Origin of the sequence: Brevundimonas sp. UBA2416, assembly GCF_002343105.1 — a bacterium.
In the GTDB taxonomy this organism is placed as follows: Bacteria; Pseudomonadota; Alphaproteobacteria; order Caulobacterales; family Caulobacteraceae; genus Brevundimonas.
Genome location: NZ_DDRM01000019.1, coordinates 93989 through 119900, shown reverse-complemented (window position 1 = coordinate 119900; position 25912 = coordinate 93989). Strand labels below are relative to the sequence as shown.

Below are 25912 nucleotides of genomic sequence, written 5' to 3'. Positions count from 1 at the left end.
GCTGCAAGCGGTTGGCGCGGGGCAGGGAATGCCGCTATTCAGGGTTCCAACGTCCGGAGCCTCCGCGTGACCGTTGCCGCACCCCCGCTCAATCTGCGTTCACAGCGCAAGCCCAAGGGCGAGGGCCATGCCCGTCGCGCGGAAATCCTCGCCGCCGCCGAACGCATCTTCGTCGAGCATGGCTACGAGGGGGCGACGATCCGCAAGATCGCCGACGAGGTCGGCCTGTCCTCCACGGCGCTCTACATGCATTTCGCAGAGAAGGGCGAAATCCTGCAGGAGATCTGTCGGCAGGCCTTCGCGGCCCTGCTGGAAATGAACCAGGCGATCATCGCCGAGCCCGGCGGGCCGGAGGTGCGCCTGCGACGCATGCTGCGCGCCTATATCGACTTCGGCTTCGCCAATCCGAACGCCTATCGGCTGATCCATATGACCCGGCCGGTCGAGCTTCAGCACGGGGCCCAGTCGGCGGCGCAGGAACTGGGGTTCAGTTTGTACCGGTCCTTTGAGGTCGTTGTGGAAGACGCCGGGGCGGCCGGATTGCTGCGCGGCGACGCCCGGACGACGGCCCAGGCCCTGTGGGCGGGGGCTCATGGCGTGGTGTCGTTGATGATCACCAAACCGTATTTCGACTGGGTCGAACGGGAGGCCCTGGTGACCACCCTGCTGGAGGGGTTGTTCGCGGGCCTGCTGAAATCGTGAGATGGCCGGCGGGGGCGCTGGCCGGGCTGGTGGTGCTGGGCGCGGGAGTCGCCGAGGCCCGGCCTTTGCGGGTCATGGCGCTGGACCAGTGCGCTGACCAGTATGTTCTGGCGTTGAGGCCCGACGCCGAGCTGGCGCTGTCGCCTCGGGCCGATGATCCGGACGCCTGGATGCGGGAAGCGGCGGTGGGTCGGCGACGGGTACGGCCCACCCTGGAGGCGGCCATTGCCTTCCGGCCTGACGTGGTGGTGCGCTACTGGGGCGGGGATGCAAGACTGCTCGCCCGGCTGGAAGCCACCGGCGTGCGGATCGTCACCATAGACGATGCAACAGATTTCAACGGGATACGGGTGAATATTCGTGCGGTCGCGCAGGGCATCGAGGCGTCTGAACACGGCGAAGCGCTGGTGGCGCGGATGGATACGAGGCTGCGTACCGCCGCCCCTGATCCCGCCGCGCCCATACGGTCCGCCCTGTATCTGACGGCGGGTGGCTTCACGGCGGGCAAGGGCACGCTGATGGACGCCATTCTGGCCGCGGCGGGCTTCACCAATGCGGCGCCCGGACCCTTCTTCGCCCCGGTCAGCGTGGAGCGGATCGCCCTGTATCCGCCGGCGCGGTTCGTGCTGGGCTTCTTCGACCAGGTCCGCGGCGACTGGCGCGGGGCGGGGCGGCATCCGGTCGTGCAGCGGGCGGCGAAAGGCCGTGTGGCGGCACAGTTGCCGGCGGCGGCCCTGACCTGTCCGGCCTGGTTCGCGGCCGATGCGGCGGCCATGCTGAAGGCCGGGGCATGACGCGGCCTTCACGTCTGACCTTGGCGCTGTCGGTGCTGATCGCGGCGGCGTCCGTCATGGGAATCCTGCTGGGCGAGACCGTTTTCGACATGGCGCAGATGCGCCAGGCCTTTGCCGACCCCGTCTCGGGACCGGCGGAGGTGCTGTGGCAGGTGCGGGCGCCGCGCGTGGCGACGGCCCTGATGGTCGGGGCGGCGCTGGGGCTGTCGGGCGCGGTGATGCAGGGTCTGCTGCGCAACCCGCTGGCTGATCCGGGCGTGCTGGGGGTTTCGGCCTCGGCGGCGCTGGCGGCGGCGGGAGCGATCGTGCTGGGCGCGGCGGCGGTTCCGGGTGCGGTCGAGGTGTCGGCGCTGCTGGGAGCCGGACTGGCGGGCGGGCTGCTGATCCTGTTTTCCGCCCGGGTTCGGTCGCCGGAAGCCCTGATCCTGTTCGGCGTGGCGGTGTCCAGTTTCGCGGGGGCGGCCACGGCCCTGATCTTCAACCTGTCGCCGTCGCCGATCGCCACGGCCGAGGTGATGAGCTGGCTGCTCGGCTCGGTGCAGAACCGCAGCTGGATCGATGTGGCCTGGGTGACGCCGGCGGTGCTTGTCGCCGGGGCCTTGGCGGCCCTGGCGGCGCCGGGCCTGCGCATGCTGAGTCTCGGCGAGGAGACGGCCCGGACATCGGGCCTGCCGATGGCGCGGCTGAGGCTGCTGGCCCTGCTGGCGACGGCCTTGGCGACCGGGGCGGCGGTCGCGGTGGCCGGCGTGATCGGCTTCGTCGGCCTGGCGGCGCCGCATCTGGTGCGTAGCGCGGTGCGGGGCGATCCCGGCCGTCTGTTGCTGCCCGCGGCGCTTGCCGGCGGTCTGATGCTGGTGGTCGCGGACCTGCTGGCGCGGATGACCCCGACGGATCAGGAACTGAAGCTGGGGGTGTTCACGGCCCTGGTCGGCGCGCCCCTGTTCGCCCTCATCGCCTGGCGGGCCGCGCGGGAGTGGCGGCTTTGACTCCGTTCCTGACGATGTGGGACGCGGACGCCGAAATCGGCGGGCGCACCGTTCTGGATGGCGCAGACCTGCTGGTGGAGACCGGCAAGTTGGTGGTCGTTGTCGGCCCCAACGGCGCCGGCAAGTCGAGCCTGATCCGGGCTTTCGCCGGGCTGCTGCCTCTCACCCGCGGAGTCGTTCGTCTGCAGGGGGACGACGTAGCGACGCTGTCGCCATCGGCCCGCGCGGCTCGCGTCGCCTACCTGCCACAGGAAGGTCGGATCGCCTGGAATTTGCCTGCGATCGAAGTCGCCGCCCTCGGCGCGCCCTTCCTCTCGGGCGCTGATGCACTTGCGGCAGGTCGCGCCGCGCTTGACGAGGTCGAGGCCGGGCATCTGGCGGATCGCGGCGTGGCCGAGATGTCGGGTGGCGAACGGGCGAGGGTGTTGCTGGCGCGGGCGCTGGCGACCGGGGCCCAGGCCATGCTGGCCGATGAGCCGACGGCCGGGCTGGATCCGGAGGCGCAGCTGATGGTGCTGGAGCGGCTGAAGGCGCGGGCGGCGGCGGGGCAGGCTGTGCTTGTCAGCCTGCATGATCTGGCGCTGGCGGCGCGGTTCGCGGACCGCGTGGTCGTGCTGTACAGGGGTCAGGTGGCGGCCGACGGCGCGCCGACGGATGCGCTGACGCCGGAGGTCATGGCGCGGGTGTTCGGCCTGTCAGCGCGCTGGGTTGAGGGGCCGGACGGGCCCTTGCTGTCGAGCGGCCGCTATTCCGACGGTTCGCCCTCGGGCGTGCGGACTTCGTCCTCGCCGGCATAGGTGTAGGGACTCGGCCCCGCCGGAGCGCCACGCCGCAAGTCGGAGGACAGGGTCAGCGGGGCCGAGCCTCCGTTCAGGCGAGCCCGATAAATCTGCATGTTTTCCATGACTCGCATCATATAGTTGCGGGTCTCTGTGAAGGGTGCGCACTCAATGAAGTCGACCGGGTCGACGGCGCCGCCGCGGGGGTCGCCGCAGCGGGCGATCCATTGCGGAGGCCGGGCGGGGCCGGCGTTGTAGCCGATGGTCGTCAGCAGCATCGAGCCGCCGAAGCGATTGGTCAGGTCGCCGAGATGGAAGCTGCCCAGGGTCATATTGTAGTCGGCGTCATACAGCCGTTCATCCGAATAGGGCATGCCCAGTTGGCGGGCGACGCTGCGGCCGGTGGCGGGCAGGAATTGCATCATGCCCCGGGCATTGGCGTGCGACCGGGCGCGGGGATCGAAGCTGGATTCCTGCCGGGTGATGGCCTGGGTGAACTCAAGCGGCGCAGCGCCGGGGACAGAGGGCGGGATCCGGATCGGATACTGTCGCTCGGGCATCAGGAACCCGCGCTGGCTGGCGGCGCGGCCCACCATCATGGCGGTGAAGCCTTCGTTGTAGTTGCGCGACAGGTCCATCAGCAGGGCCAGGCCGGTCGGTCCGGGCAGGTCGTCGTCCAGCTGATAGGCGAAGACGCGGAACAGGCTCATCTCGCCGGTCTCGCCGAGGATGCGCAGGGCGCGGACCACTTCATTGGCCTCGAACGCGGCGATGTCGGAACCGGTCGGAACCGGGTCGGCGGGCAGGTTGATCGTGGTGATCCCTGCCTTCTCGGCCGCCAGCTGGCCGTAGAAGGTCTGGATGTGACGGGCGCCGTCCCGATAATACTGGACGGCGGCCGGGGTGTTCCCCTGGGCTTCAGCGGTGCGGCCCAGCCAGTAGAGGGCGCGACCCTGGGTGATCGGGGTCGAGGACGCCTGGCGCAGGGTCTCGAAATGCCGGGCGGCGCGGGCGGGATCGTTCAGTTTCACCAGCGCGGCCCAACCGGCGAAGAATTCCGCATCGACCTTGCGCTCTCCCGACGGGAAGCCGTGGCCGGCCATGGCGTCATAGGCCGCCTGGCCGTTGCGGCGCTCGAGCGCGTCGAGGAAATAGTTGCGGCGCTCGCTCCACAGGGTGTTCTGGCCCTCGGTGTGCGACGGCGCGGCGGGCAGGGCGGCCAGCAGGGCGAAGCCCTCGGACTGACGGTTCTGCGAGCGCAGGATGCGGACGCGTTCCAGCGCCACGGCCGGGTCCAGCGCCTGGGTGGGGCTGAGATTGGCGACGATGGCGTCCGGGCTATAGGCAGTGCGCAAGGCCATGACGGCGTTGGCGACGGCCTGCCGGTCGGACGGGACCAGTTGAATCATGGCGCGGGTGGCCGGGCCGTGCGGGCCGAGCAGCAACATGTTGAGCCGCGCCGTGTGATCGGCCTGGGTCAGGCTGGAGCCCCAGCGGGTCAGGATGCGGGTCTGGGTCGCGTCGTCGAACGAGCGCGTGCGCCACCAGTCAGTGATGAGACGGCGGGCTTCATCGGAGCGGCCGCGCTGCTCGAGCGCATCGGCCAGGGCGATCGCGCCCTGAACGGTCGTCGGCCCGCTGCGGGCGAACAGGTTGATGGCCGCGTCGGGGCCAGCGTAGCCGCGGTCCAGCGCCCGTTCGGCGGCGGCGTTGCGGCCTTCCGCGCGCGGCCAGCCGGCGAAGTTGGTGCGGGCGACGGCGAGGTCGCTGAGCGGCATCTGGTCGGCCGAGGTGTCGAGCAGGGCCCATTCGACCAGTTTGCGGGCGACCGGGTCGCCGATCTGCGCGGCGGTATTGCGGGCGCCGGAGATGTCCCGTGACCGGGCGGCGGCCAGACCCTGACGGAAGAGGGCGGTGTCCTGATCGTTCAGCAGGCGCGGCTGGTTGCTGACCGGCCCGGAGGCCAGGGCGCTGTAGGGGACTTCCTGCGGAAGCAGGCTTTCAGGCGCGGGGGCGAGCAGGGCCAGGACGGCCGCAAGGCTGGTAGCGATCATTGCCTGTCCGATCTCCATGCGTCGCGGTTGCGGTCGGGCGACCGGCAACCTACCCTCCAACGCTTAATATCCGGCGACTGTCGCCCCGATTTTCCACGCAGGACCATCTGTCTCAATGACCGCTCCCTTGTTCAAGGGCGTGATCACCGCCCTGATCACACCACTTCGTGACGGAAAGGTGGACGAAGCCGCCTTCACGCAACTTCTGGAACGCCAGATAGCGGCCGGAATCCACGGCGTCGTCCCGATGGGCACGACGGGCGAGAGCGCCTCGCTGTCGCTCGACGAGCACAAGCGGGTGGTGGAGCTGTGCGTTCAGGTCGCGGCCGGGCGGACGCGGGTCATCGCCGGGGCAGGGTCGTCAGCGACGGACAAGTCGATCGAGCTGGCCCGGTTCGCCAAGACCGTCGGCGCCGACGGCGCCCTGATCGTCACCCCCTACTACAACCGGCCTTCGCAGGCGGGGCTGGCGCTGCATTTCGAGGCCATCGCCGAGGCGGTCCAGTTGCCGGTGCTTCTGTACAACGTACCGGGCCGAACGGGCGTGGACATGGCCAATGAAACCGTCGCCCGGCTGGCGGCCCATCCGAACATCGTCGGCATCAAGGATGCGACCGGCGACCTGGGCCGGGTCAGCTGGATGCGGGCCAACATCGGCGGGCAGTTCGACCTGATTTCGGGCGATGACCCCAGCTACCTCGGCTACCACGCCCAGGGCGGGGTGGGCGTGATCTCGGTGTCGTCCAATGTCGCGCCGGAGGCCATGGTGGCCCTGCATGAGGCCGCGTCGGCTGGCGACTACGCCACGGCGCGTGACTGGCAGGACCGGCTGATCGGCCTGCACAAGGCGCTGTTCCTCGACAATTCGCCGGCGCCGACGAAATACGCCCTGTCGCGCCTCGGTTTCTGCACCGAGGAGATGCGGCTGCCCCTGTCCCTGACGTCCGATGCGGTGAAGCCGGCCATCGACCGCGCCATGGCGGATGCGGGACTGGGCTGATGGCGTCCACAGCCCCCAAGATGAAGATCATCGCCGAGAACCGGCGGGCGAAATTCGACTATTTCCTCGAGGATTACATCGAGGCCGGCATCATGCTGCTCGGCACCGAGATCAAGGCCCTGCGCGACGGCCGGGCCAATATCGCCGAGAGCTATGCGGCGGTGGAGGGGCGCGAGATCGTGCTCGTGAACGCCGACATCCCGCCCTACAAACAGGCCAACCGCTTCAACCACGAGCCGCGCCGGCACAGGAAGCTTCTGCTGCACCGCAAGCAGATCGACAAGCTGATCGGGGCCGTCCAGCGCGATGGCCAGACCATCATCCCGGTCAAGCTCTACCTGAACGAAGCGGGCAAGGCGAAGATCGAAATCGCCCTGGCCAAGGGCAAGAAGCTGCACGACAAGCGCGAGGCCACGGCCCAGCGCGACTGGCAGCGCGACAAGGCCCGGCTGATGAAGGATCGGGGCTGAGCCCCGGCCCGGCTCAGCTGATCGGCTGGGCGTCCAGAACGCCCGGAACCGACACCGTCATATAGGCATCCGCCCCACCAGGACCGACCGACGGCTGGCTCCATTGCTGGATCACCATGCCCATGGCGGCGATCAGGCCCGCCATAAGCAACGCCCAAAGCGCCGTCTTGCGTTCCTGAGGTGAGAAGACCCCGTTCGACTTACGCATACCAGCCTCCAAAAGCTGATCGATCAACGCAAGCTACGCACTGCTGTTCCTGGCAGGCGACGATACACCCGGCGCCCGCTGATTCGCGTGGCAGGAGAGCCACACTCGCCAATTTGGAGAGCGGTGTTCGGTCAGGATTCGATGATTTCCCGGGCGCGCCGGAAGATGGCCTCGAACATGGCGGGGGTCAGTCGGCCGGTGTTCGTGTTGAGCCGGGAGCAGTGATAGCTGTTCAGGATCACATAGCCGCCGAGCGCCGCCTCGACGCCGTGGCCGGGGGGCGCGGCGGAGCCGGACAGGCCCATGGCTTTCAGCACATTGCGGCGCGAGACGTCGCCCAGGGTGACGATGACCTTGAGCCGGGGCAGGGCGGCGAGGCGGGCGGTCAGGAAGGGGCGGCAGGTCGCCTCCTCGACCGGTAGGGGCTTGTTGCCGGGCGGGGCGCAGCGGACGGCGTTGGTGATCATGCAGTCGACCAGTTGCAGGCTGTCGTCGGGCCGGGCCTCATAGCGGCCGGTGGCGAAGCCGGTCTTCAGCAGGGTCTCGTAGAGGATGACGCCGGCCCCGTCGCCGGTGAAGGGCCGGCCGGTGCGGTTGGCTCCGGTGCGGCCGGGGGCGAGGCCGGCGACCAGCAACCGGGCGTCCGGGTCGCCGAAGGAGGGGGCGGGGCCGTTGAACCAGTCGGGGTTCTGGCGCTGGTTCTCGCGGCGGTATTCGACGAGCCGCGGGCAGAGAGGGCAGTCGCGGGGCGGTTCGGGCGGGTGAGTCGGCAAGGCGGGCGAATCCTTCGGCGGCGGGCGGGCGCTGACGCCTTCATTGGTGTAATACACCGGGATGGAGAAGCCCGGCTCGCAGCAGAAAGCGCCGCCGCCCGTTCCGTTCGACGGCGCGGCCGGGCTGGACGACGCCATTGTGGTGGCGCTGGGCTGCAATGACTGCGGGGTCTGGCGCGACTGTCGCGAGGCGCTGGAGGCGGCGCTGGCGCGGTTCCGGGCCGAGGGGATCGATGTGGTGGCGCGGTCGTCCTGGTGGCGTTCGGCGGCCTGGCCCGATCCGACGGATCCGCCGTTCCTGAACGGTGTGGTGATCGTTCGCACCGAGCATGGTCCGCATGAGTTGATGGCGGCGCTGGGCCGGATCGAGGAAGCGTTCGGGCGCCAGCGCGCGGCGGCCAATGCGCCGCGGACTCTGGACCTGGACCTGATCGCCTACGGCCGGACGGCCGGAGACCTCGACGGCCTGATCCTGCCGCACCCCCGTGCGGCCGTGCGCAAGTTCGTGATGGGGCCCCTGGCGGAGATCGCGCCTGGCTGGGTGCATCCGCTTACGAAGCAAACGGCGGCGCAGGCCGCAGACCAGGCCGAGGTTGGACGCGACGCCCGGCCAACGACGGGAACGACCTGAATGTTTACTGTGCTGGCCGCCGCCCTGTCCCTCGTGGCGCAAGATGCTGACATCCCGTCACGCGACTGGCGTGATACCGACGCGCTGGTCAGCTTCATGCCTGACAGCCGGATGGAGACGCCGGTTCCCATAGGCTCATGGACCGGTCGAGCGTCCATGACGGTCAGGTGCATGATCATGGAAACCGGGCAGTATGACGCCTGCCGGGTGATCGGGGAGACGCCGCCTCGTCAGATCAACGCCCGGACGGCCATAAGGGCCTTCCGCAACGCTCGCCTGGACCTGAGCAATCCTGCAGGGCCTCGCGCCGGCGACACCATTACGACCGAACTCATCCTCAACCGGGCATGGATCCGGCGCTAACGCCTCATTCCCGCCCATGCGGCGTTGCACAATTCAGCTCAACACTCTATTTTGTGCGGTTCTCCCCCCGCGCCCGAGGATATTCATGGCTCGCGTCACTGTCGAAGACTGCATCGAGAAGGTGCCGAACCGGTTCGGCCTGGTTCTGCTGGCGGGCAACCGCGCCCGTGCCATCGCCAACGGCGCGCCGCTGACTCTCGATCGGGACAACGACAAGAACCCTGTCGTGGCCCTGCGCGAACTGGCCGACGCGACCGTCGTGCCGGAAGATCTGCGCGAGACGGTCATCGTTGCGCTGCAACGCGTCGACGAGCGCACCGAAGCCGAGGACGAGGCCGAAATCGTCGGCCTGCTGGCTGAACCCCAGCACATGAACATGGCCGAGGCCGAGCTGATCCGCGCGCTGCAAAGCGACCGCGACGGCGGCCAGGAGGAACGCTACTGACGGCGGACCCCGCCAACGGTATCACCATCCTGCCGGCGCGGCAGCCCGCGCCCACGCCCGCACCCGCCAATCTGAACGACCCCGGCGGTCCGCGTCCCCACGTCGACCCGGAACCCCATCCCCGCTCGAGGGTGCTGCGCCAGTTCGAACTGGTCGAGGCCGTGCGCGCCTATGATCCCACCGCGGACGAGGCGCTTCTGAACCGCGCCTATGTCTATGCGATGAAGATGCACGGCTCGCAGCTGCGGGCCTCGGGCGACCCCTATTTCGCCCATCCGATCCAGGTCGCGGGCATTCTGACCGACTACCGGCTCGACACCGCCACCATCGTGACCGCCCTGCTACACGATGTGGTCGAGGACACCTCGGCGACGCGGGACGACATCGCCGAACGCTTCGGCGAAGAGGTGGCCTCGCTGGTCGAGGGGGTGACCAAGCTGTCGCGGCTGGAACTCCAGGCCGAGCACACGCGTCAGGCCGAGAACCTGCGCAAATTCATCCTCGCCATTTCGAAGGACGTCCGCGTCCTGCTGGTGAAGCTGGCCGACCGCCTGCACAACATGCGGACGCTGAAGCATGTGAAGCCCGAGAAGCGCGAGCGGATCAGCCGCGAGACGCTGGAGGTCTATGCGCCGCTGGGCCGGTCGATCGGCATTCACTCCATCGCCTCCGAGCTGGAAGAACTGGCGTTCGAACATCTGAACCCGACCGCCCGCACCGCCATCGAACGACGGCTGGAGGCGCTGAAGCTGGAGCATGGCCGCGCCATCGACGGCGTATCGCGCGAGGTCGAGCGGGTGCTCGAGGAGGCGGGGGTCCATGCCCAGGTGTTCGGCCGGCAGAAGACTCCCTATTCGATCTGGCGCAAGCTGCAGCGCAAGTCGGTCGGCTTCTCCTCCCTGTCCGACATCTACGGCTTCCGGGTGATCGTCGAGGCCGAGGACGACTGCTACCGCGCGCTCGGCGTGATCCACCGCGCCTGGCCGATGGTGCCCGAGCGGTTCAAGGACTTCATCTCGACGCCCAAGTCGAACAACTACCGCTCACTGCATACGACTGTCGTCGGGCCGTCGGGCCTGCGCATCGAGATGCAGATCCGGACCGAGCCGATGGACCGGGTCGCCGAGGACGGGGTGGCGGCGCACTGGGCCTACAAGAACAAATCCTATGGCTTCGACAAGGAGGCCATGGAGCAGGACGGCGGGCGCGACCCGCTGCAGAACCTGCGGCATCTGGTGCAGGTCATCGAGCACGGCGAGGGCGGCGAGGACTGGGTCGAACACGCCAAGCTGGAGATGTATCTCGAGCAAGTCTTCGTCTTCACGCCCAAGGGGTCGCTGATCACCCTGCCGCGCGGCGGCATGCCGCTGGACTTCGCCTATGCCGTTCACACCGAGGTCGGGGACACGGCGGTGGGGGTCAAGATCAACGGCGAGCTGAAGCCGATGCGGACCCAGCTGCAGAACGGCGACGTGGTCGAGATCGTGCGTGGCGCCAAGCGCGAAATTCCGGTCGACTGGCGGTCCCTGACCATCACCGGCCGGGCGCGGTCGGCGATCCGGCGGCACATCCGCACGTCGGAGCGCGGCGAGTTCCAGAAACTGGGCCGTGCGACGCTGGAACAGACCCTGTCGCGCGCCGGCAAGACCCTGGCCGAGGTGTCGCTGAAGGCCATGCTGGAGACCTTCGCCTTCGCCGCGGAGGAGGACCTGTACGAGGCCATCGGCCGCGGCCGGGTGTCGGCGGCCAAGGTCGGCGAGACCCTGTTCCCCGCACTGAAGGGACGGCTGAAGGCCGGGCCGGACCGCAAGCGGATCGGCGACGAACAGGCGCGGTTGTTCGTACGCGGCGGCGGACTGACGCCGGGGATCAGCGTCCATTTCGGCCACTGCTGCTCGCCGGTGCCCGGCGACCGCATCGTGGGCATTCTCGAGCCCGAGGCCGGGCTGACGGTCCACACCATCGACTGCCAGCAGCTGGCGGACTTCGCCGACGACGACTCGGTCTGGCAGGACCTGCAGTGGACTCCGCAGGCGGAGCAGGGGGCTGTGGCGTCTGCGCGCATCCGCGCCACCATCAAGAACGCGCCGGGCGTGCTGGGGCAGGTCGCCACCATCATCGGCGAGGCCGGCGGCAACATCCTGAATCTGGTCATGAGCCACCGGCAGCAGGACTTCTTCGATGTCGACATCGACATGGAGGTCGAGGACGCCAAGCACGCCACGGCCATCATGGCGGCGCTGCGGACCAATCCATCGGTGGATACGGTCGAAAGGGCGCGGGGGTAGGGCCTTGCGGCAATGGTGGCGCTCGTTATGACAGCCGCCATGACCTCAGACGACGTACTCGACGAATTCCGCGGCGCCGGCGCCCTTCGTGAAGGCCATTTCGTGCTGTCCTCGGGCCTGCACAGCCCCGTCTTCCTGCAGAAGAACCTCGTGTTCATGGACACGGCGCGGTGCGCGCGGCTGTGCAAGGCGCTGGCGGAGAAGATCACCGCGGCGGTCGGTCCGGTCGATGTCGCGATCTCGCCGGCCGTCGGCGGCATCATCCCCGGCTATGAAACCGCCCGCTGGCTGGGCGTGCCGTCGATGTATGTCGAGCGCGAGGGCGGGACGTTCAAACTGCGGCGGGGCTTCCATGTCGAGCCGGGGCAGAAGGTCGTCATGGTCGAGGACATCGTCACCACGGGGCTGAGCTCGCGCGAGTGCATCGCGGCCATCGAGGCCGCGGGCGGGACGGTCGTGGCAGCAGCCTGTATCGTTGACCGCTCGGGCGGACGGGCCGATGTGGGGGTGCCGCTGGTGGCGCTGGCGACGCTGGACGTCCCGGCCTATCCAGCCGACGCCCTGCCGCCCGAACTGGCGGCCCTCCCGGTCGAGGATCCCGGCAGCCGCCGGCTGGCGAGCAAGGCCTGAGTGATGACGTCTCCCGTACGCCTCGGCGTCAATATCGATCACGTGGCCACGGTGCGGAACGCCCGCGGCGGCGTGCATCCCGATCCTGTGCGTGCGGCGCGCGAGGCGCTGGCGGCGGGGGCGGACGGCATCACAGCCCACCTGCGCGAGGACCGGCGCCATATCACCGACCGGGACATTGAGGCCCTGAGCCTCCTGTGCGCTGAGGCCGGGCGGCCGCTGAACCTCGAGATGGCCGTGACCGACGAGATGCTGGCCATCGCCTTGAGGCACCGGCCGCACGCCGCCTGTCTGGTGCCGGAGCGGCGCGAGGAGGTGACGACCGAGGGCGGGCTGGCGGTAGCAGGCCATGAAGCGCGGATCGCGCCGGTGGCGAAGGCGCTTTCTGACGCCGGCATACGGGTGTCCCTGTTCATCGAGCCGACCTCCGAACAGGTCGATGCTGCGCATGCGGTGGGGGCACAGGTCGTTGAATTTCACACCGGCCGCTACTGCCATCTTTCCGGCGACGACCGCGCCGTCGAGTTTGAACGGCTGCAGGCGGCGGCGACCCGCGCCTTCGATCTCGGGCTGGAAGTCCATGCCGGACACGGCCTGGATTACGTCACAGCGGCCCACATGATGGCGATTGCCGAGGTCCGGGAGCTGAACATCGGCCACTTCCTGATCGGCGAGGCCGTTTTTGTCGGCCTGCCCACCGCCATCCACCGCATGCGCGCCGCCATGGAGGCCGCCGCGTGATCATCGGGGTCGGCGCGGACCTGTGCGACATTCGCCGGATCCAGACCTCGCTGGACCGGTTTGGAGACCGGTTCAAACAGCGCTGTTTCACCGACATCGAACGCGCCCGGTCGGACCGCAAGCCCGACGCGGCCTGGAGCTACGCCAAACGGTTCGCGGCCAAGGAGGCCTGCGCCAAGGCGCTGGGCACGGGCATGCGGAGAGACGTGTACTGGCGCGACATGGGGGTGGTGAACATGCGCTCGGGCCAGCCGACCCTTGCCCTGACCGGTCACGCGGCCGACCACCTGGCCAGACTGACACCAGCCGGTCACGAAGCCCGGATACACCTGACGCTCAGTGACGAGCACCCTTACGCACTCGCCTTCGTGGTGATCGAAGCCTTGCCGATGGCTTAATCACGTTATACCGATTTCGCCGCAAAGACCGCGGACAGCGGCTGGGGGACAGAGTCACTATGAGCGACGAGCACAAGCCGCACGACGATCACGGCCACGGTCACGACGACCACGGGCATGCTGCGCCTGCCGCAGGGGGTCATGACGACCATGGTCACGCTGCGCCTGCCGCGCACGGCCATGACGACCACAGCCATGACGCCGCCCATGGTCATGACGACCACGGTCACGCTGCGCCCGCCGCCCATGGTCACGACGACCACGGCCACGACGCGACCGCTGCCCATGGTCAGGACGATCACGGACACGCCGCCCCGGCTGCTCACGGCCACGATGATCACGGCCACGACGCCCCGGCTGCTCACGGCCACGATGATCATGGCCACGATGCCGGTCACGGGCATGACGACCATGGGCACGCCACGCCGGCCGCCCACGGTCACGATGATCATGGCCACGATGCGGGCCACGGCCACGACGATCACGCCGCGCCCGCCGCGCACGGCCATGACGACCACGGTCACGCCGCCCCGGTCGCGGCGGCCGCCGTCGCCGGCGCTGCCGCTGCCGCCGCGGCGAAGCCGCCGGTCTGGAGCGACTCCGGCGACGCGCCCTTCGAGGACGTCGATGCGACCCCGGTCTATGCCCGGGGTTCCGGCAAGAAGCGCAAGTCGAAGGGCGGCTCGAGCAGCGAGGGCATGGAGATCTTCAAGACGATCTTCTTCGCCCTGTTGATCGCCCTGGTGCTGCGCGTGGTGCTGTTCCAGCCCTTCACCATTCCCTCGGCCTCGATGGAGCCCAACCTGTACGAGGGCGACTACATCGTCGTCTCGAAGTGGAGCTACGGCTACTCGAAGCACTCGATCCCGTTCAGCCCGCCGATCTTCAGCGGCCGCATCATGTTGCCGGGCGTCAGCAATGAACCCCGCCGCGGCGACATCGTGGTGTTCAAGCTGCCGCGCGACAACGAGACGGACTACATCAAGCGCCTGATCGGCCTGCCCGGCGACCGCATCCAGATGATCGACAATGTGCTGTTCATCAACGGCACGGCGGTCCGCGACGTCGAGATGAGCCGTCAGGACGTCCAGAACCTGTACGGGACCCAGCTGACCATCCAGCTGCGCGAGACCCTGCCGGAAGGCCGCGAGATCAACATCCAGGACTGGGGCCCCGGCAATATTTCGGACAACACCCCGGTGTTCGAGGTTCCCGCCGGCCACTATTTCATGATCGGCGACAACCGCGACAACTCGCAGGACAGCCGTTACGACGAGTACACCGGCGTGGGCTATGTCCCGGCCGAGAACCTGATCGGCAAGGCCGAGATCATCCTGTTCTCGTGGAAGCCCGGCGCCTCGCTGTGGAACCCGATCAGCTGGTTCACGAAGATCCAACCGAGCCGGTTCTTCACCGTTCTCGACTGATGACTGACAGACGCGCCGAGGCAGTGCAGGCTCTGCGGCGCCGCCTCGGCCACGACTTCCGGGATCCGGCGCTGCTGGATCTGGCGCTGACCCACGCCAGCGTGGGGGAGGGGGCCGAGCGCGACGCACGCGGTCGGCCGTTCGCCGACAACCAGCGGCTGGAGTTCCTGGGCGACCGGGTTCTGGGGCTGCTGGTCGCGGACCGGCTGGTGCGCGACTTCCCGGGCGCCGACGAGGGCGACATGTCCTCGCGCCTGCACGCGCTCGTCGACAAGGCCGCCTGCGCCCGCGTGGCCGAGGCCCTCGGGGTCGGCGACGCCATGCGGCTGTCGCCCGGCGAAACCAAACAGGGCGGGCGGCGTCGCGAGGGCGTGCTGGGCGACGCCATGGAAGCCCTGCTGGCCGCGGTCTGGCTGGACGGCGGCTTCGACGCGGTGCGGACGGTGTTTGACCAGGCATGGAAAGACGAGCTGTCCGCCCCGCCGCAAAAATCCCTGACCAATCCGAAATCGGCCCTGCAGGAGTGGGCGCTGGGGCTCGGAAAGCCCCTGCCGGCCTACCGGATCGTGGAACGGAAGGGTTCCGATCACGCCCCGACTTTCACCGTTGAAGCCAGCGTTGCCGGATATCCGCCCTTGACCGCGCAAGGGCGTTCGCGTCAGGACGCGGAGAAGGCGGCCGCGATCGGCCTGCTGCAGCGTGAAGGCGTGATTTGACCGATACAGAAAACCAGCGGGCCGGCTTCGCCGCCATCATCGGCGCGCCCAATGCGGGCAAGTCGACGCTGGTCAACCGGCTGACCGGAACCAAGGTCTCGATCGTCACCCAGAAGGTCCAGACCACGCGCTTCCCCGTGCGTGGCATCGCCATCGAGGGGAATGCCCAGATCGTGCTGGTCGACACCCCCGGCATCTTCACCCCGCGCCGCCGTCTGGACCGGGCCATGGTCGCCTCGGCCTGGGGCGGGGCCTCGGACGCCGATGTGGTCGTCCACCTGATCGACGCCGCCTCCCACATCGCGTCCGAAGGCAAGGAAGGCCAGGCTGCCGACCGGCGCTCGGCCGAGGACACCGAGACCATCATCGCCAACCTGAAGGCCAGCGACACCAAGGTCATCCTGGCCCTGAACAAGATCGACGGCATGCGCCGCGACACCCTGCTGGCCCTGTCGCACGCCCTGTTCGAAACCGGCGTCTATTCCGAGGTCTATATGATCTCCGCACTCAGCGGCGACGGCGTCGACGACCTGAAGCAGCGGCTGGCCCGGTCCATGCCCGCCGGGCACTGGCTCTATCCCGAGGACCAGTCCGCCGACGTGCCGATGCGCGTCCTGGCCGCCGAGATCACGCGCGAGAAGGTCTATCTGCGGGTCCACGAGGAACTTCCCTATTCGGCGGCGGTGGAGACCACGGCATTCGAGGACAAGGCCGACGGCTCGGCGCGGATCGAGCAGATCATCTATGTCGAACGCGAGAGCCAGCGGCCCATCGTGCTGGGCAAGGGCGGCCAGACCCTTAAATGGATCGGCCAGAAGTCGCGCGAGGAACTGACCGAACTGCTGGACCGGCCCGTCCACCTGTTCATCACGGTCAAGGTCGACCCGAAATGGCAGGACAGCCGCGCGCTCTACGCCCAGTTCGGGCTGGATTTCGACGTCTAGACCCTTGTTCCACGTTCCCAGAAAATCCGGGGGCCATCCCCGGTTGGCGATGGCCGTCATCGCCCTGCTGGTCGTTCTGTTCGTCGGGCTTATCATCTGGACGACGGTCCGGCCCGCGCCGACAGCGCCGGCGCCTGAGCCCTTGCCGCCCCGCCCGCCCGTCGTCGTGGTCGAGTCACTGCCGCAACTTGCGGAACAGCTGGGCCGCTGGGGCGGTTCGGGCCAGTTCACCGGCGGCGTACTGGTCGCGCGGGGCGACGAGGTGCTGTTCCGGCAGGTTCACGGGTTCGCCAACCGGAGCCTCGGAACGCCGCTGGCGCTGAATTCCCGATTCCGCCTGGCCTCGGTCAGTAAACAGTTCACCGCCGCCGCCATCCTGAGGCTGCAGGACGAGGGCGTGCTGTCGACCGATGATCCGGTTTGCAAATGGATCGAGCCCTGTCCGCCCGCGTGGGCGCCGATCCGCCTGCATCACCTGCTCAGCCACAGTTCCGGCATTCCCGACCTGATGGCGCGACCGGCCTGGGGCATTCGCCGCGTGACGCCGGCGACAATGGAAGAATTGACTGCAGAATCGATACAGTATGGCCTTCAGTTCTCACCGGGAACGAAGGTTCGCTACAACAACGCCGCCTACAATCTGCTGGGCGCCGTGGTCGAAAAGGCCAGCGGACGGCCCCTGCACCCCTATTTGCGCACCGCCTTTTTTGATCCGCTCGGCATGGCGGACACCGGTTATGACGACGGCGCGTCGGACGTGATCATGGGCTACGCCAACCTGGTCGGCGGTCTGGCCGAACAGCCGAACGCCAATGTCAGCATCATCGTCGGGGCCGGGGCCATGTACTCGACCCTGGACGATCTGCTGGTCTGGCAACGCGCCCTGCATGGCGGCCATCTGTTGAGCCCGCGCAGTTATGCGATGATGATCGCCGATCACGCGCCAGCGGACACCCCGGACGAACGGGGTCGACCGCGTCGCGGTTGGGGCTTCGGTGTGTTCAACAACAGCATCGGCCAGCGCGTTTCGCCGGCGTTCCAGGATCGCCAGATCTTCCACACCGGCAGCTGGTCGGGGTTCCGCAATCTGATGACCTGGCAGCCGGACGGGGACGTCACGGTGATCGTGCTGTCGAACAATTTCCACCAGCGTGATGCGGTCTTCCTGCTGTCCCAGCAGGGCATGGCCGAGGCGTTGGGGCGGCCGTTCCCTACAGCGATGGCCCGCTAGCGGGTCAGACCCGCATGGTGCCGGTCTCGACGAACCGCTGGTGCCACGACAGGGCTTCGTTCAGCAGCGTCGGTGACTGCAGGCCGTACGAGCCCCTGAGCGCCCGGTCGTAGTAGTCCTGCAGCTGATCCCGATAGTCGGGATGGGCGCAGTTGGGGATGATCAGACCCGCCCGCTGTTTCGGCGACAGACCGCGCAGGTCGGCAAGGCCCTGTTCGGTGACCAGCACCTGCACGTCCTGGGTGATGTGATCGACATGGCTGGCGTGCGGCACAATGGCCGAAATCTTGCCGCCCTTGGCCGTCGAGGGGGTCATGAAAACCGAGATGAAGGCATTGCGGGCGAAGTCCCCTGAGCCGCCGATGCCGTTCTGGATGCGTGACCCCATCACATGGGTCGAGTTGACGTTGCCGTAGATGTCGGCCTCGATCAGGCCGTTCATGGCGATGCAGCCCATCCGCCGGATCAGCTCGGGATGGTTGGAAATCTCCTGGGGGCGCAGGATGATCCGGCCGCGGAACTCCGTCATGCGGGCGTTGAGGTCCGCCGCCGCGTCGGGGCTCAGCGAGAAGGCGGTGGCCGAGGCGACGCGCAGCTTTCCGCTGTCGAGAAGGTCCAGCATCCCGTCCTGGATGACCTCGGTATAGGCGGTCATGTTCTCGAACGGCGCGTCGATCAGCCCGGTCAGGACGGCATTGGCGATATTGCCGACCCCCGACTGCAGCGGCAGCAGCGAGGCAGGCAGGCGGCCCATCTTCACCTCATGCGATAGGAACTCCAGCAGGTGGCCCGCGATGGCCATGGCGGCCCCGTCCGGCGGAGCGAACGGGGCGTTGCGGTCCGGCGCATGGGTCTCGACCACGGCGACGACCTTGGCCGGGTCACAGCGGAAGGTGGGTTGGCCGATCCGGTCGTCGGCGCGCAGCAGCGGGATCGGCACTCGGTTCGGCGGCAGGGCGGTGCCGTAGTAGATGTCGTGCATCCCCTCCAGCGCCGGATTCTGCCAGGAATTGACCTCCAGGATCACCTGCCCGGCCCGGTCCAGCCAGGTCTTGTTGTTGCCGACGGATGACGAGGGGATCAGCGACCCGTCTTCGAGGATGCCCGACACCTCGATCACCGCCGTCTCCAGCGGCCCGAGGAAGCCCTGCCAGGCCATCGGCGCGACCTGGCTGAGGTGCATGTCGAGATATTCCATCTCGCCCCTGTTGATCTTCTCCCGGGCAATGGGGTCGGAGTTGTAGGGCAGGCGGAACTCGATCCCGTCGGCCCGGGCCAGGGCCCCGTCCAGCTCGGGTCCGGTGGACGCGCCGGTCCAGACCTTCAGGCGGAATGGATTGCCCTTCGCATGCTCGGCCTCGATGCGCGCGGCCAGCGCCGGGGCTATCACCTTCGGATAGCCCGAACCGGTGAAGCCGCTCATGCCCACCGTGCTGTTGGGCGGGATCAGCGCCGCCGCCGCCTCGGCGCTCATGATTCTCGTTTGAAGGGCGGTCGAACGGATGCGGGAAGAAGCCATGGGGTGGCCTACGCCCCCGGGCCTGATGCGGCCACCCCGTTAGAGTGCGTAGATCGTCGCGTCAGCCTTCGCGGGCATCTCGGTTTCCCGGGCCGGGAAGACCGCCCGCAACGAGGCGTCGCGCAGCCACAGTCCGCCCTACATGAACAGGCCGAGCCAGCGCCAAACAGGGTGTGGCTGAACAACGGGTTCTCGACCCGCAGACTGGTGGCGATGGAGGCGCCGAGCATGAACAGGACGAACAGCCCGCTCAGCACCCGGCCCGTCCAGACGGACGAGAGGCCTTCACGACGCCGGCTTCCAGTCAGCCGACGGAATGGTGTTGACCATCCAGGGCACGCCGAACCTGTCGATCAGCCCGCCGTAGCCCGGCGACCAGAAGGTCTCGCCGAACGGCATGGTGGGCCGGCCGCCCTCGACCAGGGCGTCATACCAGCGGCGCGCCTCGGCCAGGTCGTCAGTGTGCACGGTGACGTCGAAGCCGTTCTTCGGCTTGTCGATCCCCGGGGCCCAGTCGACGTCCATGTCGGCGCCCATAATGGCCTGGTCGCCGACCTCCAGCCAGCAGTGCATCAGCCAGTCGCGGTACTGCGGACCGACCGGCATGTCCGGGGGGCCGTCGGCGTAGGGCAGGGCAGCGGTGACCCTGCCGCCGAGCACCTCAGCGTAGAACCCGAAGGCCTCGCGGCACTGGCCGCGGAAGCTCAGGCTGGTGACGATCTTCATCGGTCAGTCTCCTGTGGCTTGATCCTGAAGGAAGGCCTCCAGACGCTCGAAGGTGCTGGTCCAGCCGTGTTTGTGTCCGGTCAGGCTCTGTTCCGACTTCAGCCCCTCGTGGGTGAAATCCATCAGGGTGCCGCCGTCAGGCGCGTCGCTGAGCTGGACCGTGACAAGGGTGTCGACCGGCGGTCCGTCTTCGTGGGACTCATCCCATTTGAAGGTGAAGACCAACCGCTCCTCCGGCACGATCTCGCGATAGACGCCGCCCTGCCACAGGTTCTCGCCGGTGTCGGGCGAGCGAAGGCAGGCCCGCCATTCGCCGCCGACGCGGAAGTCGCCGGCGCCGGAGACCATCGGCCATTCGACCGGACCCATCCACAGCACCCGGATTTCGGGACTGGTCCACGCCCGCCAGACTAGCGGTCGCGGCGCATCGAAATGACGCTGCATCCGCAGGGTCGGACGGGCGGCGATGCTGTCGACGAAGGTCATCGGGCGGCCTCTTCAGCGGGTCCGGTCGCGGCCGGGGAGGGTCAGTGGGTTTTCAGAAGTTCGGCCAGCTGGTCGGCGCAGGTCCCCCAGCCTTCGTGGAAGCCCATGGCCTCATGCTGTTGCTTCGTCTCGGCGTTCCAGTGGCGCGCCGTGGCGACATACTCGGTCTTGCCGTCGTCCATCGGCGTCAGCTCCACCGTGGCGACCATGAAGGGCTGACCGGCGGGCTCCCAGTCGGGCGTGAAGGCGTCGGTCGTGATCCAGCGTCGGCTGGGCTCGACCGCGAGGAAGACGCCGCTGTTCGGGATCCGCTCGCCATCCGGCCCGTGCATGACGAAGTTGAATACGCCGCCGGGCCGCGGGTCGATCTGGATATCGGAGATCGACCAGGGCTTGGGGACGAACCACTGTTGCAGCAGCTCCGGCGTCATCCAGGCCTTCCAGATCCTCTCCGGGCTGGCGTCGATGACGCGGCGGAGGACCAGCGCATGCTGATGCGCGACGCCGTCGGTGTTGCAGGGGTTGCTTTCAGTTTCTCGGCCCATCGGGGTCCCCTTTCTGGATTTTCTTGAGGTAGGCGTCGAGGCGGTCGAAGCTGGCGTCCCAGTAGCGGCGATAGTGGTCCAGCCACTCGGCGATGCCCTTGAACGCCATCGGCTCCAGCCGGGCGGGACGCCACTGCGCCTCGCGACCCCGGCTGATAAGTCCGGCCTTCTCCAGCACCTTCAGATGTTTCGACACGGCCGGCAGGCTCATGTCGAACGGCGCCGCGAGTTCGTTGACGCTGGCCTCGCCCTCGCACAGCCGCGCCAGGATGGCCCGACGGGTCGGGTCGGCCAGGGCCGCGAATTTGGCGGAGAGGGGATCGGTCTGCATGACGGTGACTTCGTGCGTAACTGATCGGTTAAGTGCAACGACCTGGACGGGCTGTCAACCGTTCGGTTAAATAAAAAAGAGGACGGTCGAACGGAACGGCCGATCGACGCGGCGGGTTCGTCCAGCGCATCGGAGCCGCCCATGAAAGCCCTCGTCCTCAACTGCACCCTCAAGCCGTCGCCGGAGACCTCGAGCACCGAGGCTCTGGCCAGGGTCGTCATCGCCGAACTCGAAAAGGGCGGAGCCTCGGTCGAGATGGTCCGGCTGGTCGATCTGAACCTCAAGCCGGGCATCAGGACGAACGAGGGCAAGGGCGACGACTGGCCCTCGGTGCACGCGAAGATCATGGCCGCGAATATCGTCGTCTTCGCCACCCCGACCTGGCTGGGCCAGATGTCGAGCGTCTGCCTGCGCGCGCTGGAGCGGATGGACGCCCTGTTCGCCGAGTTCGACAAGGCGGGCCGGCCCGTCGCCTTCGGCAAGGTCGCCGGCGTCGTGGTCACGGGCAATGAGGACGGGGCGCACAACATCGTCGCTACGGTGTGCCAGGGCCTGATCGATATGGGCTTCACCATCCCCGGCCAGAGCTGGACCTACTGGCACCTCGGCCCGGGTCCCGGCCCGGACTATGTCGAGACCGATCAGGGCCACGCCTATTCGGACCGCGTCGGGCGCAACGCCGCCCGCAACCTGCTGGCGCTCGCCAGTGTGCTGAAGCCCTCGACCTATCCGGTTCCTGAAAGCGGCGAGGACTGACGTCGCCACTCCGTTCGTGACGGGGCGGGAAAAGCCGGGATAGGGTGGCGCATGTCCCTGATCGCCCTGACCCTCGCCGTCGCCCTGCAAACCTCGCCGGAGCAGAAGGTCGCCGCCGCCCTGGACGCCCTTCACGCCGCCGCCGCGCGGGCCGATTCCGCCGCCTGGGCCGACAGGCTGGCGCCGGACATGGTCTGGATCGGCAATGAGACGTCCGAGCGCTGGGACCGTGACGCCTTCCTCGGCTTCGCCGCGCCGATTTTCGCCCGCGGTGAGGGCTGGGTCTATTCGGCGCGCAATGGGGGCCGCGACCGCCATGTGACGCTGGCGCCGGATCCTTGCGCCTGTGTCGCCTGGTTCGACGAAGTGCTGGACAGCCAGACCTACGGCACGGCCCGCGCGGAAGGGATGATGGTGCGCGACGGCGCGGAATGGCGCGTGCTGCGCTATGCGCTCAGCTATCCGATCCCCAATGATCTGGCCGACGGGATGACGACCGAAATCAAGGCCTATGAGGCGGCGACGCCGATCGTCGACGCCCCGGGCGAACCCGCCGACACACCGGAGGAGGCCGCCGCCGCCGCGGTGCTGGACGCCCTGCACGAAGCGGCGTCGAAGGCGGACGGTGCGGTCTATTTCGACCTGTTCACGCCCGACGCCACCTACATCGGCTCCGACGTGACCGAGCACTGGTCGATCGCCGAGTTCCGCTCCTATGCCGAGCCCTATTTCAACCGCGGTCGCGGCTGGACCTACACGCCGCGCTCGCGGTCCCTGACCCTCGCGCCGCTGGATTGCCGCTGCGTGGTCTGGTTCGACGAGGCGCTGAACAGCCAGTCCTACGGCACCAGCCGGGGCACGGGGGTTCTGGTGCGCGGCGAGGACGGTCAGTGGCGCATCGCCCTCTATGCCCTGACCTTCCCCATTCCCAATGCCCTGGCGCGGGACATGACGGCGCGGATCCGGGCGGCGGCGGCGCACTAGCGGAAAACCGGAACATATGGCCAACCCCGGCGCAGTCCTCTAACACCGCCGGATGGATTTCACAGACGACGCCTTCGTCCTGTCCGCCCGCGCCCATGGTGACACCGGCGTGGTTGTTGAACTGCTGACCGAGGCGCACGGACGGCGTGCGGCCTATGTCGCCGGCGGGGCGTCGCGGCGGATGAAACCCTTCCTGCAGGCCGGCGCGCGAGTGACGGCCGAGTACAAGGCGAGGACCTCGGACCATCTCGGCTCGGCGCGGCTGGAGCCGGTGGGGGAGGGGCCCAGCGCCCTGTTCGACGATCCGCTGGCCCTGACCGGCCTCGCCGCCGCCGCCGCCGTGGCGCAGGGGTCGCTGCCCGAGCGCGAGCCGCATCCGGGCGCCTTCCTGGCCTTTGAGGCGCTGATGTCCGCCTTCGCCCTGCCGGACGTTTGGCCCGCCATCTTCGTGCGTTTCGAGGCGGGTCTGCTGGAGGATCTGGGCTTCGGCCTCGATCTCAGCCGCTGCGCCGTGACCGGGACCATGGACGACCTGGTCTGGGTCAGCCCCCGCACAGGCCGGGCCGTCGGCGCCGAGGCCGGCGCGCCCTATGCCGACAAGCTGCTGAAACTGCCGCCCTTCATGTTGGGCGCCCAGGCCGGGCTGGGCGACGGCGATGTCGGGGCGGGCCTCGACCTGACCGCCCATTTCCTCGAACAGTTCGTCTTCCACCCCCAGAACCGGCCTATTCCGCCGGCACGGGTGTGGATGATCGACAAGCTGCGCGAGGCGGGTCGCCTTTGAGCCGCTCGCCATGTTAGCCATCGACCCGTGATCGGGGAATCCAAGCCATGAGAATGACCGTCGTCCGCGCCTTTGCGCTCAGTGTTGCCCTGCTGTCCGCGGCGCCCGTCGCGGCCCAAGCCGTGACCGATTCCGGCGCAGAGCAGCGTATCGAGGCGGACGTCGTCTTCCTCGCTGACGACGCCCTCGAGGGACGCGGCACCGGTCAACGCGGCTATGATCTGGCGGCCCTCTATGTCCAGTCCCGGATGCAGGCCATCGGATTGCGACCGGGTGCAGCCGGGGGCGATTGGCTTCAACGCTTCACGGTGGCGCGACTCGGCATCGCCGCCGAGGGCGCGACCCTCAGCTGGACTCCGGCGGGCGGTGAGCCCGTGGTCTGGCGCAGCGGACAGGAGGCCCTGTTCGGCGTCGGCCGCGAGGCGGGCCGCTTCGTCCAGCCGGGCCAGCTGGTGTTTGTCGGCTTCGGAATCGACGCGCCGGAACTGGGTATGTCCGACTATGCGGATCTGGATGTGGCCGGAAAGATCGTCGTCTTCCTGTCCGGCGCACCCGCCGGAACTGCTCCGGAGGTCGCCGAGCGTCTTGAGGCCGCCAAGGCGCGGACGGCTGAGGCTCGTGGCGCGATCGGCACGGTCACGGTGAACACCGCCGCCAGCGCGGGCCGGTATACCGATACGCTCCTGCGCCGGTTCGCGGGGCGCACCGAGACGGTCTGGGTCGGTCCGGACGGCACGCCGAGGCGCCAGGCGCCGGGTATCCGGGCGTCCGCCTTCCTGAGTGACGCCGCCGCAGAGGCGCTATTCGCCGGGGCCTCGCGCTCCTATGCGGACATCCGGCGTGAGGCCGCCGCGGCCGGCGGAAGACCGGAGGGCTTCGCCCTGGCGGGAGAGGCCGTGTTCGAGGTGCACACCCGGCGTGAGGACCTGCAGACCGCCAATGTCGTGGGCGTGATCGAGGGCTCCGATCCCGCGCTGAAGGCCGAATATGTCGTGATGACCGCTCACCTGGACCATCTTGGCCTGAGTGGAACCGGACCGGACCGGATCAACAACGGCGCGCTCGACAATGCCGGCGGCATCGCCTCCATGCTTGAGGCGGCCCGCATGCTGGCGCAGGCGCCGCCGCGTCGCTCGGTGCTCGTCGTGGCCCTGTCCGCGGAAGAGCTGGGCCTGATCGGATCGGACTATCTGGCGCGTTATCCGGTCGCCCCGGGCGCGATCGCCAATGTGAACCTGGACATGCCGATCCTGACCTATGACTTCACCGATGTGGTCGCCTTCGGCGCAGAACACTCGACCATGGGGCCGCTGGTCGCCGCCGCGGCCCGGGCGGAGGGGGTGAGTCTCTCACCCGATCCGATGCCGGAGCAGAACGTCTTCACCCGATCCGACCACTATTCCTTCGTTCAGGCCGGAATTCCCTCGGTCATGCTCGCCACGGGCTATGCCAACGGCGGCGAGGCCGCCTGGGGGCAGTTCTTCGCCAACGGCTATCACAAGCCGAATGACGACCTGTCGACGCCCTTCAACTGGAGCGCCGCGGCCCGGTTCGCCCGCGTCAATGCCGCCATCGCCCGGGCCATCGCGGACTCGGAGCGCGCGCCGCTCTGGTATGAGGGGAACGTCTACGGCGACCGGTTTGCACCGGGCGCGGAACGGGCGCCGGCGCCCTGACGTCGGGCCCGCGAAACGCCGGATCGACCCACAGGTCGCGGCAACACTTCGGCCGCGGTCCGGTCTAGACTCAGGCCTCCTCTTCGCCGATTCGAAGGCCCATGACCGTTCACACCCCGCCGCCGGAAGGCGGACGCATCGTCGACGAGCCGATGAGCGAGGCGCTGTCGCGCCGCTATCTCGCCTACGCCCTGTCGACCATCACCAATCGCGCCCTCCCGGACGTGCGCGACGGCTTCAAGCCGGTGCACCGGCGGATCATGTACGCCATGCACCAGATGCGGCTGAACCCGCAGGCGGCGGCGCGCAAATGCGCCAAGGTCGTCGGCGAGGTCATGGGCGGCTACCACCCGCACGGCGACGCCTCGATCTATGACGCCCTGGTGCGTCTGGCGCAGGACTTTTCGCAGCGCTATCCGCTGGTCGACGGGCAGGGCAATTTCGGCAATATCGACGGCGATAACGCCGCGGCCATGCGCTACACCGAGTGCAAGCTGACCGCCGCCGCCGTCCTGCTGATGGAGG

At 68.5% G+C, this 25912-nt stretch carries 30 protein-coding genes and 1 pseudogene; 22 read left to right on the top strand and 9 right to left on the bottom strand.

From position 1 onward, the window contains the following. Positions 1-66: 66 nt before the first annotated feature. Genes B3E43_RS06965 through B3E43_RS06950 form a run of 4 tightly spaced genes read left to right on the top strand, consistent with a single transcriptional unit; the run spans position 67 to position 3279 of the window. Positions 67-702: a TetR/AcrR family transcriptional regulator gene (locus tag B3E43_RS06965; protein ID WP_292027882.1), complete on the top strand. Its 636-nt coding sequence runs from the start codon at positions 67-69 to the stop codon at positions 700-702. Then, positions 699-1496 (top strand): ABC transporter substrate-binding protein, encoded by a 798-nt coding sequence (locus tag B3E43_RS06960; protein ID WP_292027881.1) that lies wholly within the window; start codon positions 699-701, stop codon positions 1494-1496. The genes B3E43_RS06965 and B3E43_RS06960 overlap by 4 nt, the downstream gene beginning before the upstream one ends. Beyond that, a complete protein-coding gene (locus B3E43_RS06955) occupies positions 1493-2482 on the top strand; it encodes a FecCD family ABC transporter permease (RefSeq protein ID WP_292027880.1) in 990 nt (329 codons plus the stop codon). Before B3E43_RS06960 ends, B3E43_RS06955 begins: the two co-directional genes overlap by 4 nt. Then, entirely contained in the window at positions 2470-3279 is an 810-nt protein-coding gene (locus B3E43_RS06950; RefSeq protein WP_349677565.1) for an ABC transporter ATP-binding protein, read from the top strand. The genes B3E43_RS06955 and B3E43_RS06950 overlap by 13 nt, the downstream gene beginning before the upstream one ends. On the opposite strand, the gene B3E43_RS06945 is transcribed toward B3E43_RS06950, so the two are convergent. Continuing rightward, complete coding sequence (locus B3E43_RS06945) at positions 3228-5315, bottom strand: transglycosylase SLT domain-containing protein (RefSeq protein WP_292027879.1); 2088 nt, start codon at positions 5313-5315, stop codon at positions 3228-3230. The two genes, B3E43_RS06950 and B3E43_RS06945, sit on opposite strands and share 52 nt — an antisense overlap. A gap of 115 nt (positions 5316-5430) precedes the next feature. Here B3E43_RS06945 and dapA point away from each other — a divergent pair, with 115 nt between their 5' ends. Both dapA and smpB read left to right on the top strand, forming a co-directional pair. Beyond that, a complete protein-coding gene (gene dapA, locus B3E43_RS06940) occupies positions 5431-6315 on the top strand; it encodes a 4-hydroxy-tetrahydrodipicolinate synthase (protein WP_292027878.1) in 885 nt (294 codons plus the stop codon). Positions 6316-6335: 20 nt separating this feature from the next. Further along, positions 6336-6785 (top strand): SsrA-binding protein SmpB, encoded by a 450-nt coding sequence (gene smpB / locus B3E43_RS06935; protein ID WP_292028137.1) that lies wholly within the window; start codon positions 6336-6338, stop codon positions 6783-6785. A 13-nt stretch (positions 6786-6798) separates the two neighbouring features. Here smpB and B3E43_RS06930 read toward each other — a convergent pair whose 3' ends face one another. Next, positions 6799-6993: a hypothetical protein gene (locus tag B3E43_RS06930; RefSeq protein ID WP_292027877.1), complete on the bottom strand. Its 195-nt coding sequence runs from the start codon at positions 6991-6993 to the stop codon at positions 6799-6801. Between the two features lie 131 nt (positions 6994-7124). Then, on the bottom strand, positions 7125-7766 hold the full coding sequence (locus tag B3E43_RS06925; RefSeq protein ID WP_292027875.1) for a uracil-DNA glycosylase: 642 nt from the start codon (positions 7764-7766) through the stop codon (positions 7125-7127). A gap of 61 nt (positions 7767-7827) precedes the next feature. Here B3E43_RS06925 and folK point away from each other — a divergent pair, with 61 nt between their 5' ends. From folK to acpS, 7 genes are all read left to right on the top strand, one after another. Beyond that, positions 7828-8397: a 2-amino-4-hydroxy-6-hydroxymethyldihydropteridine diphosphokinase gene (gene folK, locus B3E43_RS06920; RefSeq protein ID WP_292027873.1), complete on the top strand. Its 570-nt coding sequence runs from the start codon at positions 7828-7830 to the stop codon at positions 8395-8397. Next, positions 8398-8760, top strand: a complete 363-nt coding sequence (locus tag B3E43_RS06915; RefSeq protein ID WP_292027872.1) for a hypothetical protein — start codon at positions 8398-8400, stop codon at positions 8758-8760. 85 nt (positions 8761-8845) lie between these two features. Next, the gene (gene rpoZ, locus B3E43_RS06910) at positions 8846-9205 is read left to right on the top strand and encodes a DNA-directed RNA polymerase subunit omega (protein ID WP_292027871.1); all 360 of its coding nucleotides are present in this window, start codon (positions 8846-8848) and stop codon (positions 9203-9205) included. Positions 9206-9336: 131 nt separating this feature from the next. Beyond that, positions 9337-11493 carry a RelA/SpoT family protein gene (locus tag B3E43_RS06905; protein ID WP_292027869.1) on the top strand — a complete coding sequence of 719 codons (2157 nt, stop codon included), beginning with the start codon at positions 9337-9339 and terminating at the stop codon, positions 11491-11493. 39 nt (positions 11494-11532) lie between these two features. Beyond that, positions 11533-12123: an orotate phosphoribosyltransferase gene (pyrE, locus tag B3E43_RS06900; protein WP_292027868.1), complete on the top strand. Its 591-nt coding sequence runs from the start codon at positions 11533-11535 to the stop codon at positions 12121-12123. A gap of 3 nt (positions 12124-12126) precedes the next feature. Continuing rightward, positions 12127-12864, top strand: a complete 738-nt coding sequence (locus B3E43_RS06895; protein WP_292027867.1) for a pyridoxine 5'-phosphate synthase — start codon at positions 12127-12129, stop codon at positions 12862-12864. Next, complete coding sequence (acpS, locus tag B3E43_RS06890) at positions 12861-13262, top strand: holo-ACP synthase (protein WP_292027865.1); 402 nt, start codon at positions 12861-12863, stop codon at positions 13260-13262. The genes B3E43_RS06895 and acpS overlap by 4 nt, the downstream gene beginning before the upstream one ends. 5 nt (positions 13263-13267) lie before the next feature. Here the strand turns inward: acpS and B3E43_RS06885 are convergent, their stop codons facing one another. Then, positions 13268-13786, bottom strand: a complete 519-nt coding sequence (locus B3E43_RS06885; protein ID WP_292027863.1) for a hypothetical protein — start codon at positions 13784-13786, stop codon at positions 13268-13270. A gap of 174 nt (positions 13787-13960) precedes the next feature. On the opposite strand from B3E43_RS06885, the gene lepB reads away from it, so the two are divergent. The 4 genes from lepB to B3E43_RS06865 are packed head-to-tail and all read left to right on the top strand — an operon-like array spanning position 13961 to position 17580. After that, complete coding sequence (gene lepB / locus B3E43_RS06880; RefSeq protein ID WP_292027860.1) at positions 13961-14689, top strand: signal peptidase I; 729 nt, start codon at positions 13961-13963, stop codon at positions 14687-14689. Further along, complete coding sequence (gene rnc, locus B3E43_RS06875) at positions 14689-15405, top strand: ribonuclease III (RefSeq protein ID WP_292027858.1); 717 nt, start codon at positions 14689-14691, stop codon at positions 15403-15405. The genes lepB and rnc overlap by 1 nt, the downstream gene beginning before the upstream one ends. After that, positions 15402-16349, top strand: coding sequence for a GTPase Era (gene era / locus B3E43_RS06870; protein WP_292027856.1), 948 nt, complete (start codon positions 15402-15404; stop codon positions 16347-16349). The genes rnc and era overlap by 4 nt, the downstream gene beginning before the upstream one ends. Positions 16350-16398: 49 nt before the next feature. Beyond that, positions 16399-17580 carry a serine hydrolase domain-containing protein gene (locus tag B3E43_RS06865; RefSeq protein WP_292028134.1) on the top strand — a complete coding sequence of 394 codons (1182 nt, stop codon included), beginning with the start codon at positions 16399-16401 and terminating at the stop codon, positions 17578-17580. A gap of 4 nt (positions 17581-17584) precedes the next feature. Here the strand turns inward: B3E43_RS06865 and B3E43_RS06860 are convergent, their stop codons facing one another. The 5 genes from B3E43_RS06860 to B3E43_RS06840 form a co-directional block, all read right to left on the bottom strand. Next, entirely contained in the window at positions 17585-19099 is a 1515-nt protein-coding gene (locus tag B3E43_RS06860) for an acetyl-CoA hydrolase/transferase family protein (RefSeq protein ID WP_292027855.1), read from the bottom strand. 285 nt (positions 19100-19384) lie between these two features. After that, positions 19385-19825, bottom strand: a complete 441-nt coding sequence (locus tag B3E43_RS06855; RefSeq protein WP_292027852.1) for a VOC family protein — start codon at positions 19823-19825, stop codon at positions 19385-19387. A gap of 3 nt (positions 19826-19828) precedes the next feature. Continuing rightward, positions 19829-20311 (bottom strand): SRPBCC family protein, encoded by a 483-nt coding sequence (locus B3E43_RS06850; RefSeq protein WP_292027851.1) that lies wholly within the window; start codon positions 20309-20311, stop codon positions 19829-19831. Positions 20312-20352: 41 nt separating this feature from the next. Beyond that, a complete protein-coding gene (locus B3E43_RS06845; RefSeq protein WP_292027850.1) occupies positions 20353-20856 on the bottom strand; it encodes an SRPBCC family protein in 504 nt (167 codons plus the stop codon). Continuing rightward, positions 20840-21187, bottom strand: coding sequence for an ArsR/SmtB family transcription factor (locus B3E43_RS06840; RefSeq protein WP_292027849.1), 348 nt, complete (start codon positions 21185-21187; stop codon positions 20840-20842). The genes B3E43_RS06845 and B3E43_RS06840 overlap by 17 nt, the downstream gene beginning before the upstream one ends. A 141-nt stretch (positions 21188-21328) precedes the next feature. Here B3E43_RS06840 and B3E43_RS06835 point away from each other — a divergent pair, with 141 nt between their 5' ends. The 5 genes and pseudogenes from B3E43_RS06835 to B3E43_RS06815 form a co-directional block, all read left to right on the top strand. Next, entirely contained in the window at positions 21329-21943 is a 615-nt protein-coding gene (locus B3E43_RS06835) for a flavodoxin family protein (protein WP_292027848.1), read from the top strand. Positions 21944-21994: 51 nt separating this feature from the next. After that, entirely contained in the window at positions 21995-22927 is a 933-nt protein-coding gene (locus B3E43_RS06830) for a nuclear transport factor 2 family protein (RefSeq protein WP_292027847.1), read from the top strand. A gap of 52 nt (positions 22928-22979) precedes the next feature. Next, positions 22980-23711: a DNA repair protein RecO gene (gene recO / locus B3E43_RS06825; RefSeq protein WP_292027846.1), complete on the top strand. Its 732-nt coding sequence runs from the start codon at positions 22980-22982 to the stop codon at positions 23709-23711. A 47-nt stretch (positions 23712-23758) separates the two neighbouring features. Further along, the gene (locus B3E43_RS06820; protein ID WP_292027844.1) at positions 23759-25387 is read left to right on the top strand and encodes a M28 family peptidase; all 1629 of its coding nucleotides are present in this window, start codon (positions 23759-23761) and stop codon (positions 25385-25387) included. Between the two features lie 101 nt (positions 25388-25488). Then, positions 25489-25912 (top strand): annotated as a pseudogene (locus tag B3E43_RS06815) (DNA gyrase subunit A); the annotation flags it as partial.

What these genes read in the sequence shown, in the direction of transcription:
- B3E43_RS06865 (WP_292028134.1), top strand. Translation starts at nt 16,399, where the DNA reads ATGGCCGTCATCGCCCTGCTGGTCGTTCTGTTCGTCGGGCTTATCATC.
- B3E43_RS06945 (WP_292027879.1), bottom strand. Translation starts at nt 5,315, where the DNA reads ATGATCGCTACCAGCCTTGCGGCCGTCCTGGCCCTGCTCGCCCCCGCG.
- B3E43_RS06845 (WP_292027850.1), bottom strand. Translation starts at nt 20,856, where the DNA reads ATGGGCCGAGAAACTGAAAGCAACCCCTGCAACACCGACGGCGTCGCG.
- recO (WP_292027846.1), top strand. Translation starts at nt 22,980, where the DNA reads ATGGATTTCACAGACGACGCCTTCGTCCTGTCCGCCCGCGCCCATGGT.
- smpB (WP_292028137.1), top strand. Translation starts at nt 6,336, where the DNA reads ATGAAGATCATCGCCGAGAACCGGCGGGCGAAATTCGACTATTTCCTC.
- B3E43_RS06855 (WP_292027852.1), bottom strand. Translation starts at nt 19,825, where the DNA reads ATGAAGATCGTCACCAGCCTGAGCTTCCGCGGCCAGTGCCGCGAGGCC.
- B3E43_RS06840 (WP_292027849.1), bottom strand. Translation starts at nt 21,187, where the DNA reads ATGCAGACCGATCCCCTCTCCGCCAAATTCGCGGCCCTGGCCGACCCG.
- B3E43_RS06860 (WP_292027855.1), bottom strand. Translation starts at nt 19,099, where the DNA reads ATGGCTTCTTCCCGCATCCGTTCGACCGCCCTTCAAACGAGAATCATG.
- rpoZ (WP_292027871.1), top strand. Translation starts at nt 8,846, where the DNA reads ATGGCTCGCGTCACTGTCGAAGACTGCATCGAGAAGGTGCCGAACCGG.
- B3E43_RS06915 (WP_292027872.1), top strand. Translation starts at nt 8,398, where the DNA reads ATGTTTACTGTGCTGGCCGCCGCCCTGTCCCTCGTGGCGCAAGATGCT.
- dapA (WP_292027878.1), top strand. Translation starts at nt 5,431, where the DNA reads ATGACCGCTCCCTTGTTCAAGGGCGTGATCACCGCCCTGATCACACCA.
- B3E43_RS06895 (WP_292027867.1), top strand. Translation starts at nt 12,127, where the DNA reads ATGACGTCTCCCGTACGCCTCGGCGTCAATATCGATCACGTGGCCACG.
- B3E43_RS06835 (WP_292027848.1), top strand. Translation starts at nt 21,329, where the DNA reads ATGAAAGCCCTCGTCCTCAACTGCACCCTCAAGCCGTCGCCGGAGACC.
- B3E43_RS06930 (WP_292027877.1), bottom strand. Translation starts at nt 6,993, where the DNA reads ATGCGTAAGTCGAACGGGGTCTTCTCACCTCAGGAACGCAAGACGGCG.
- B3E43_RS06850 (WP_292027851.1), bottom strand. Translation starts at nt 20,311, where the DNA reads ATGACCTTCGTCGACAGCATCGCCGCCCGTCCGACCCTGCGGATGCAG.
- lepB (WP_292027860.1), top strand. Translation starts at nt 13,961, where the DNA reads ATGGAGATCTTCAAGACGATCTTCTTCGCCCTGTTGATCGCCCTGGTG.
- pyrE (WP_292027868.1), top strand. Translation starts at nt 11,533, where the DNA reads ATGACCTCAGACGACGTACTCGACGAATTCCGCGGCGCCGGCGCCCTT.
- B3E43_RS06830 (WP_292027847.1), top strand. Translation starts at nt 21,995, where the DNA reads ATGTCCCTGATCGCCCTGACCCTCGCCGTCGCCCTGCAAACCTCGCCG.
- B3E43_RS06955 (WP_292027880.1), top strand. Translation starts at nt 1,493, where the DNA reads ATGACGCGGCCTTCACGTCTGACCTTGGCGCTGTCGGTGCTGATCGCG.
- rnc (WP_292027858.1), top strand. Translation starts at nt 14,689, where the DNA reads ATGACTGACAGACGCGCCGAGGCAGTGCAGGCTCTGCGGCGCCGCCTC.
- B3E43_RS06820 (WP_292027844.1), top strand. Translation starts at nt 23,759, where the DNA reads ATGAGAATGACCGTCGTCCGCGCCTTTGCGCTCAGTGTTGCCCTGCTG.
- folK (WP_292027873.1), top strand. Translation starts at nt 7,828, where the DNA reads ATGGAGAAGCCCGGCTCGCAGCAGAAAGCGCCGCCGCCCGTTCCGTTC.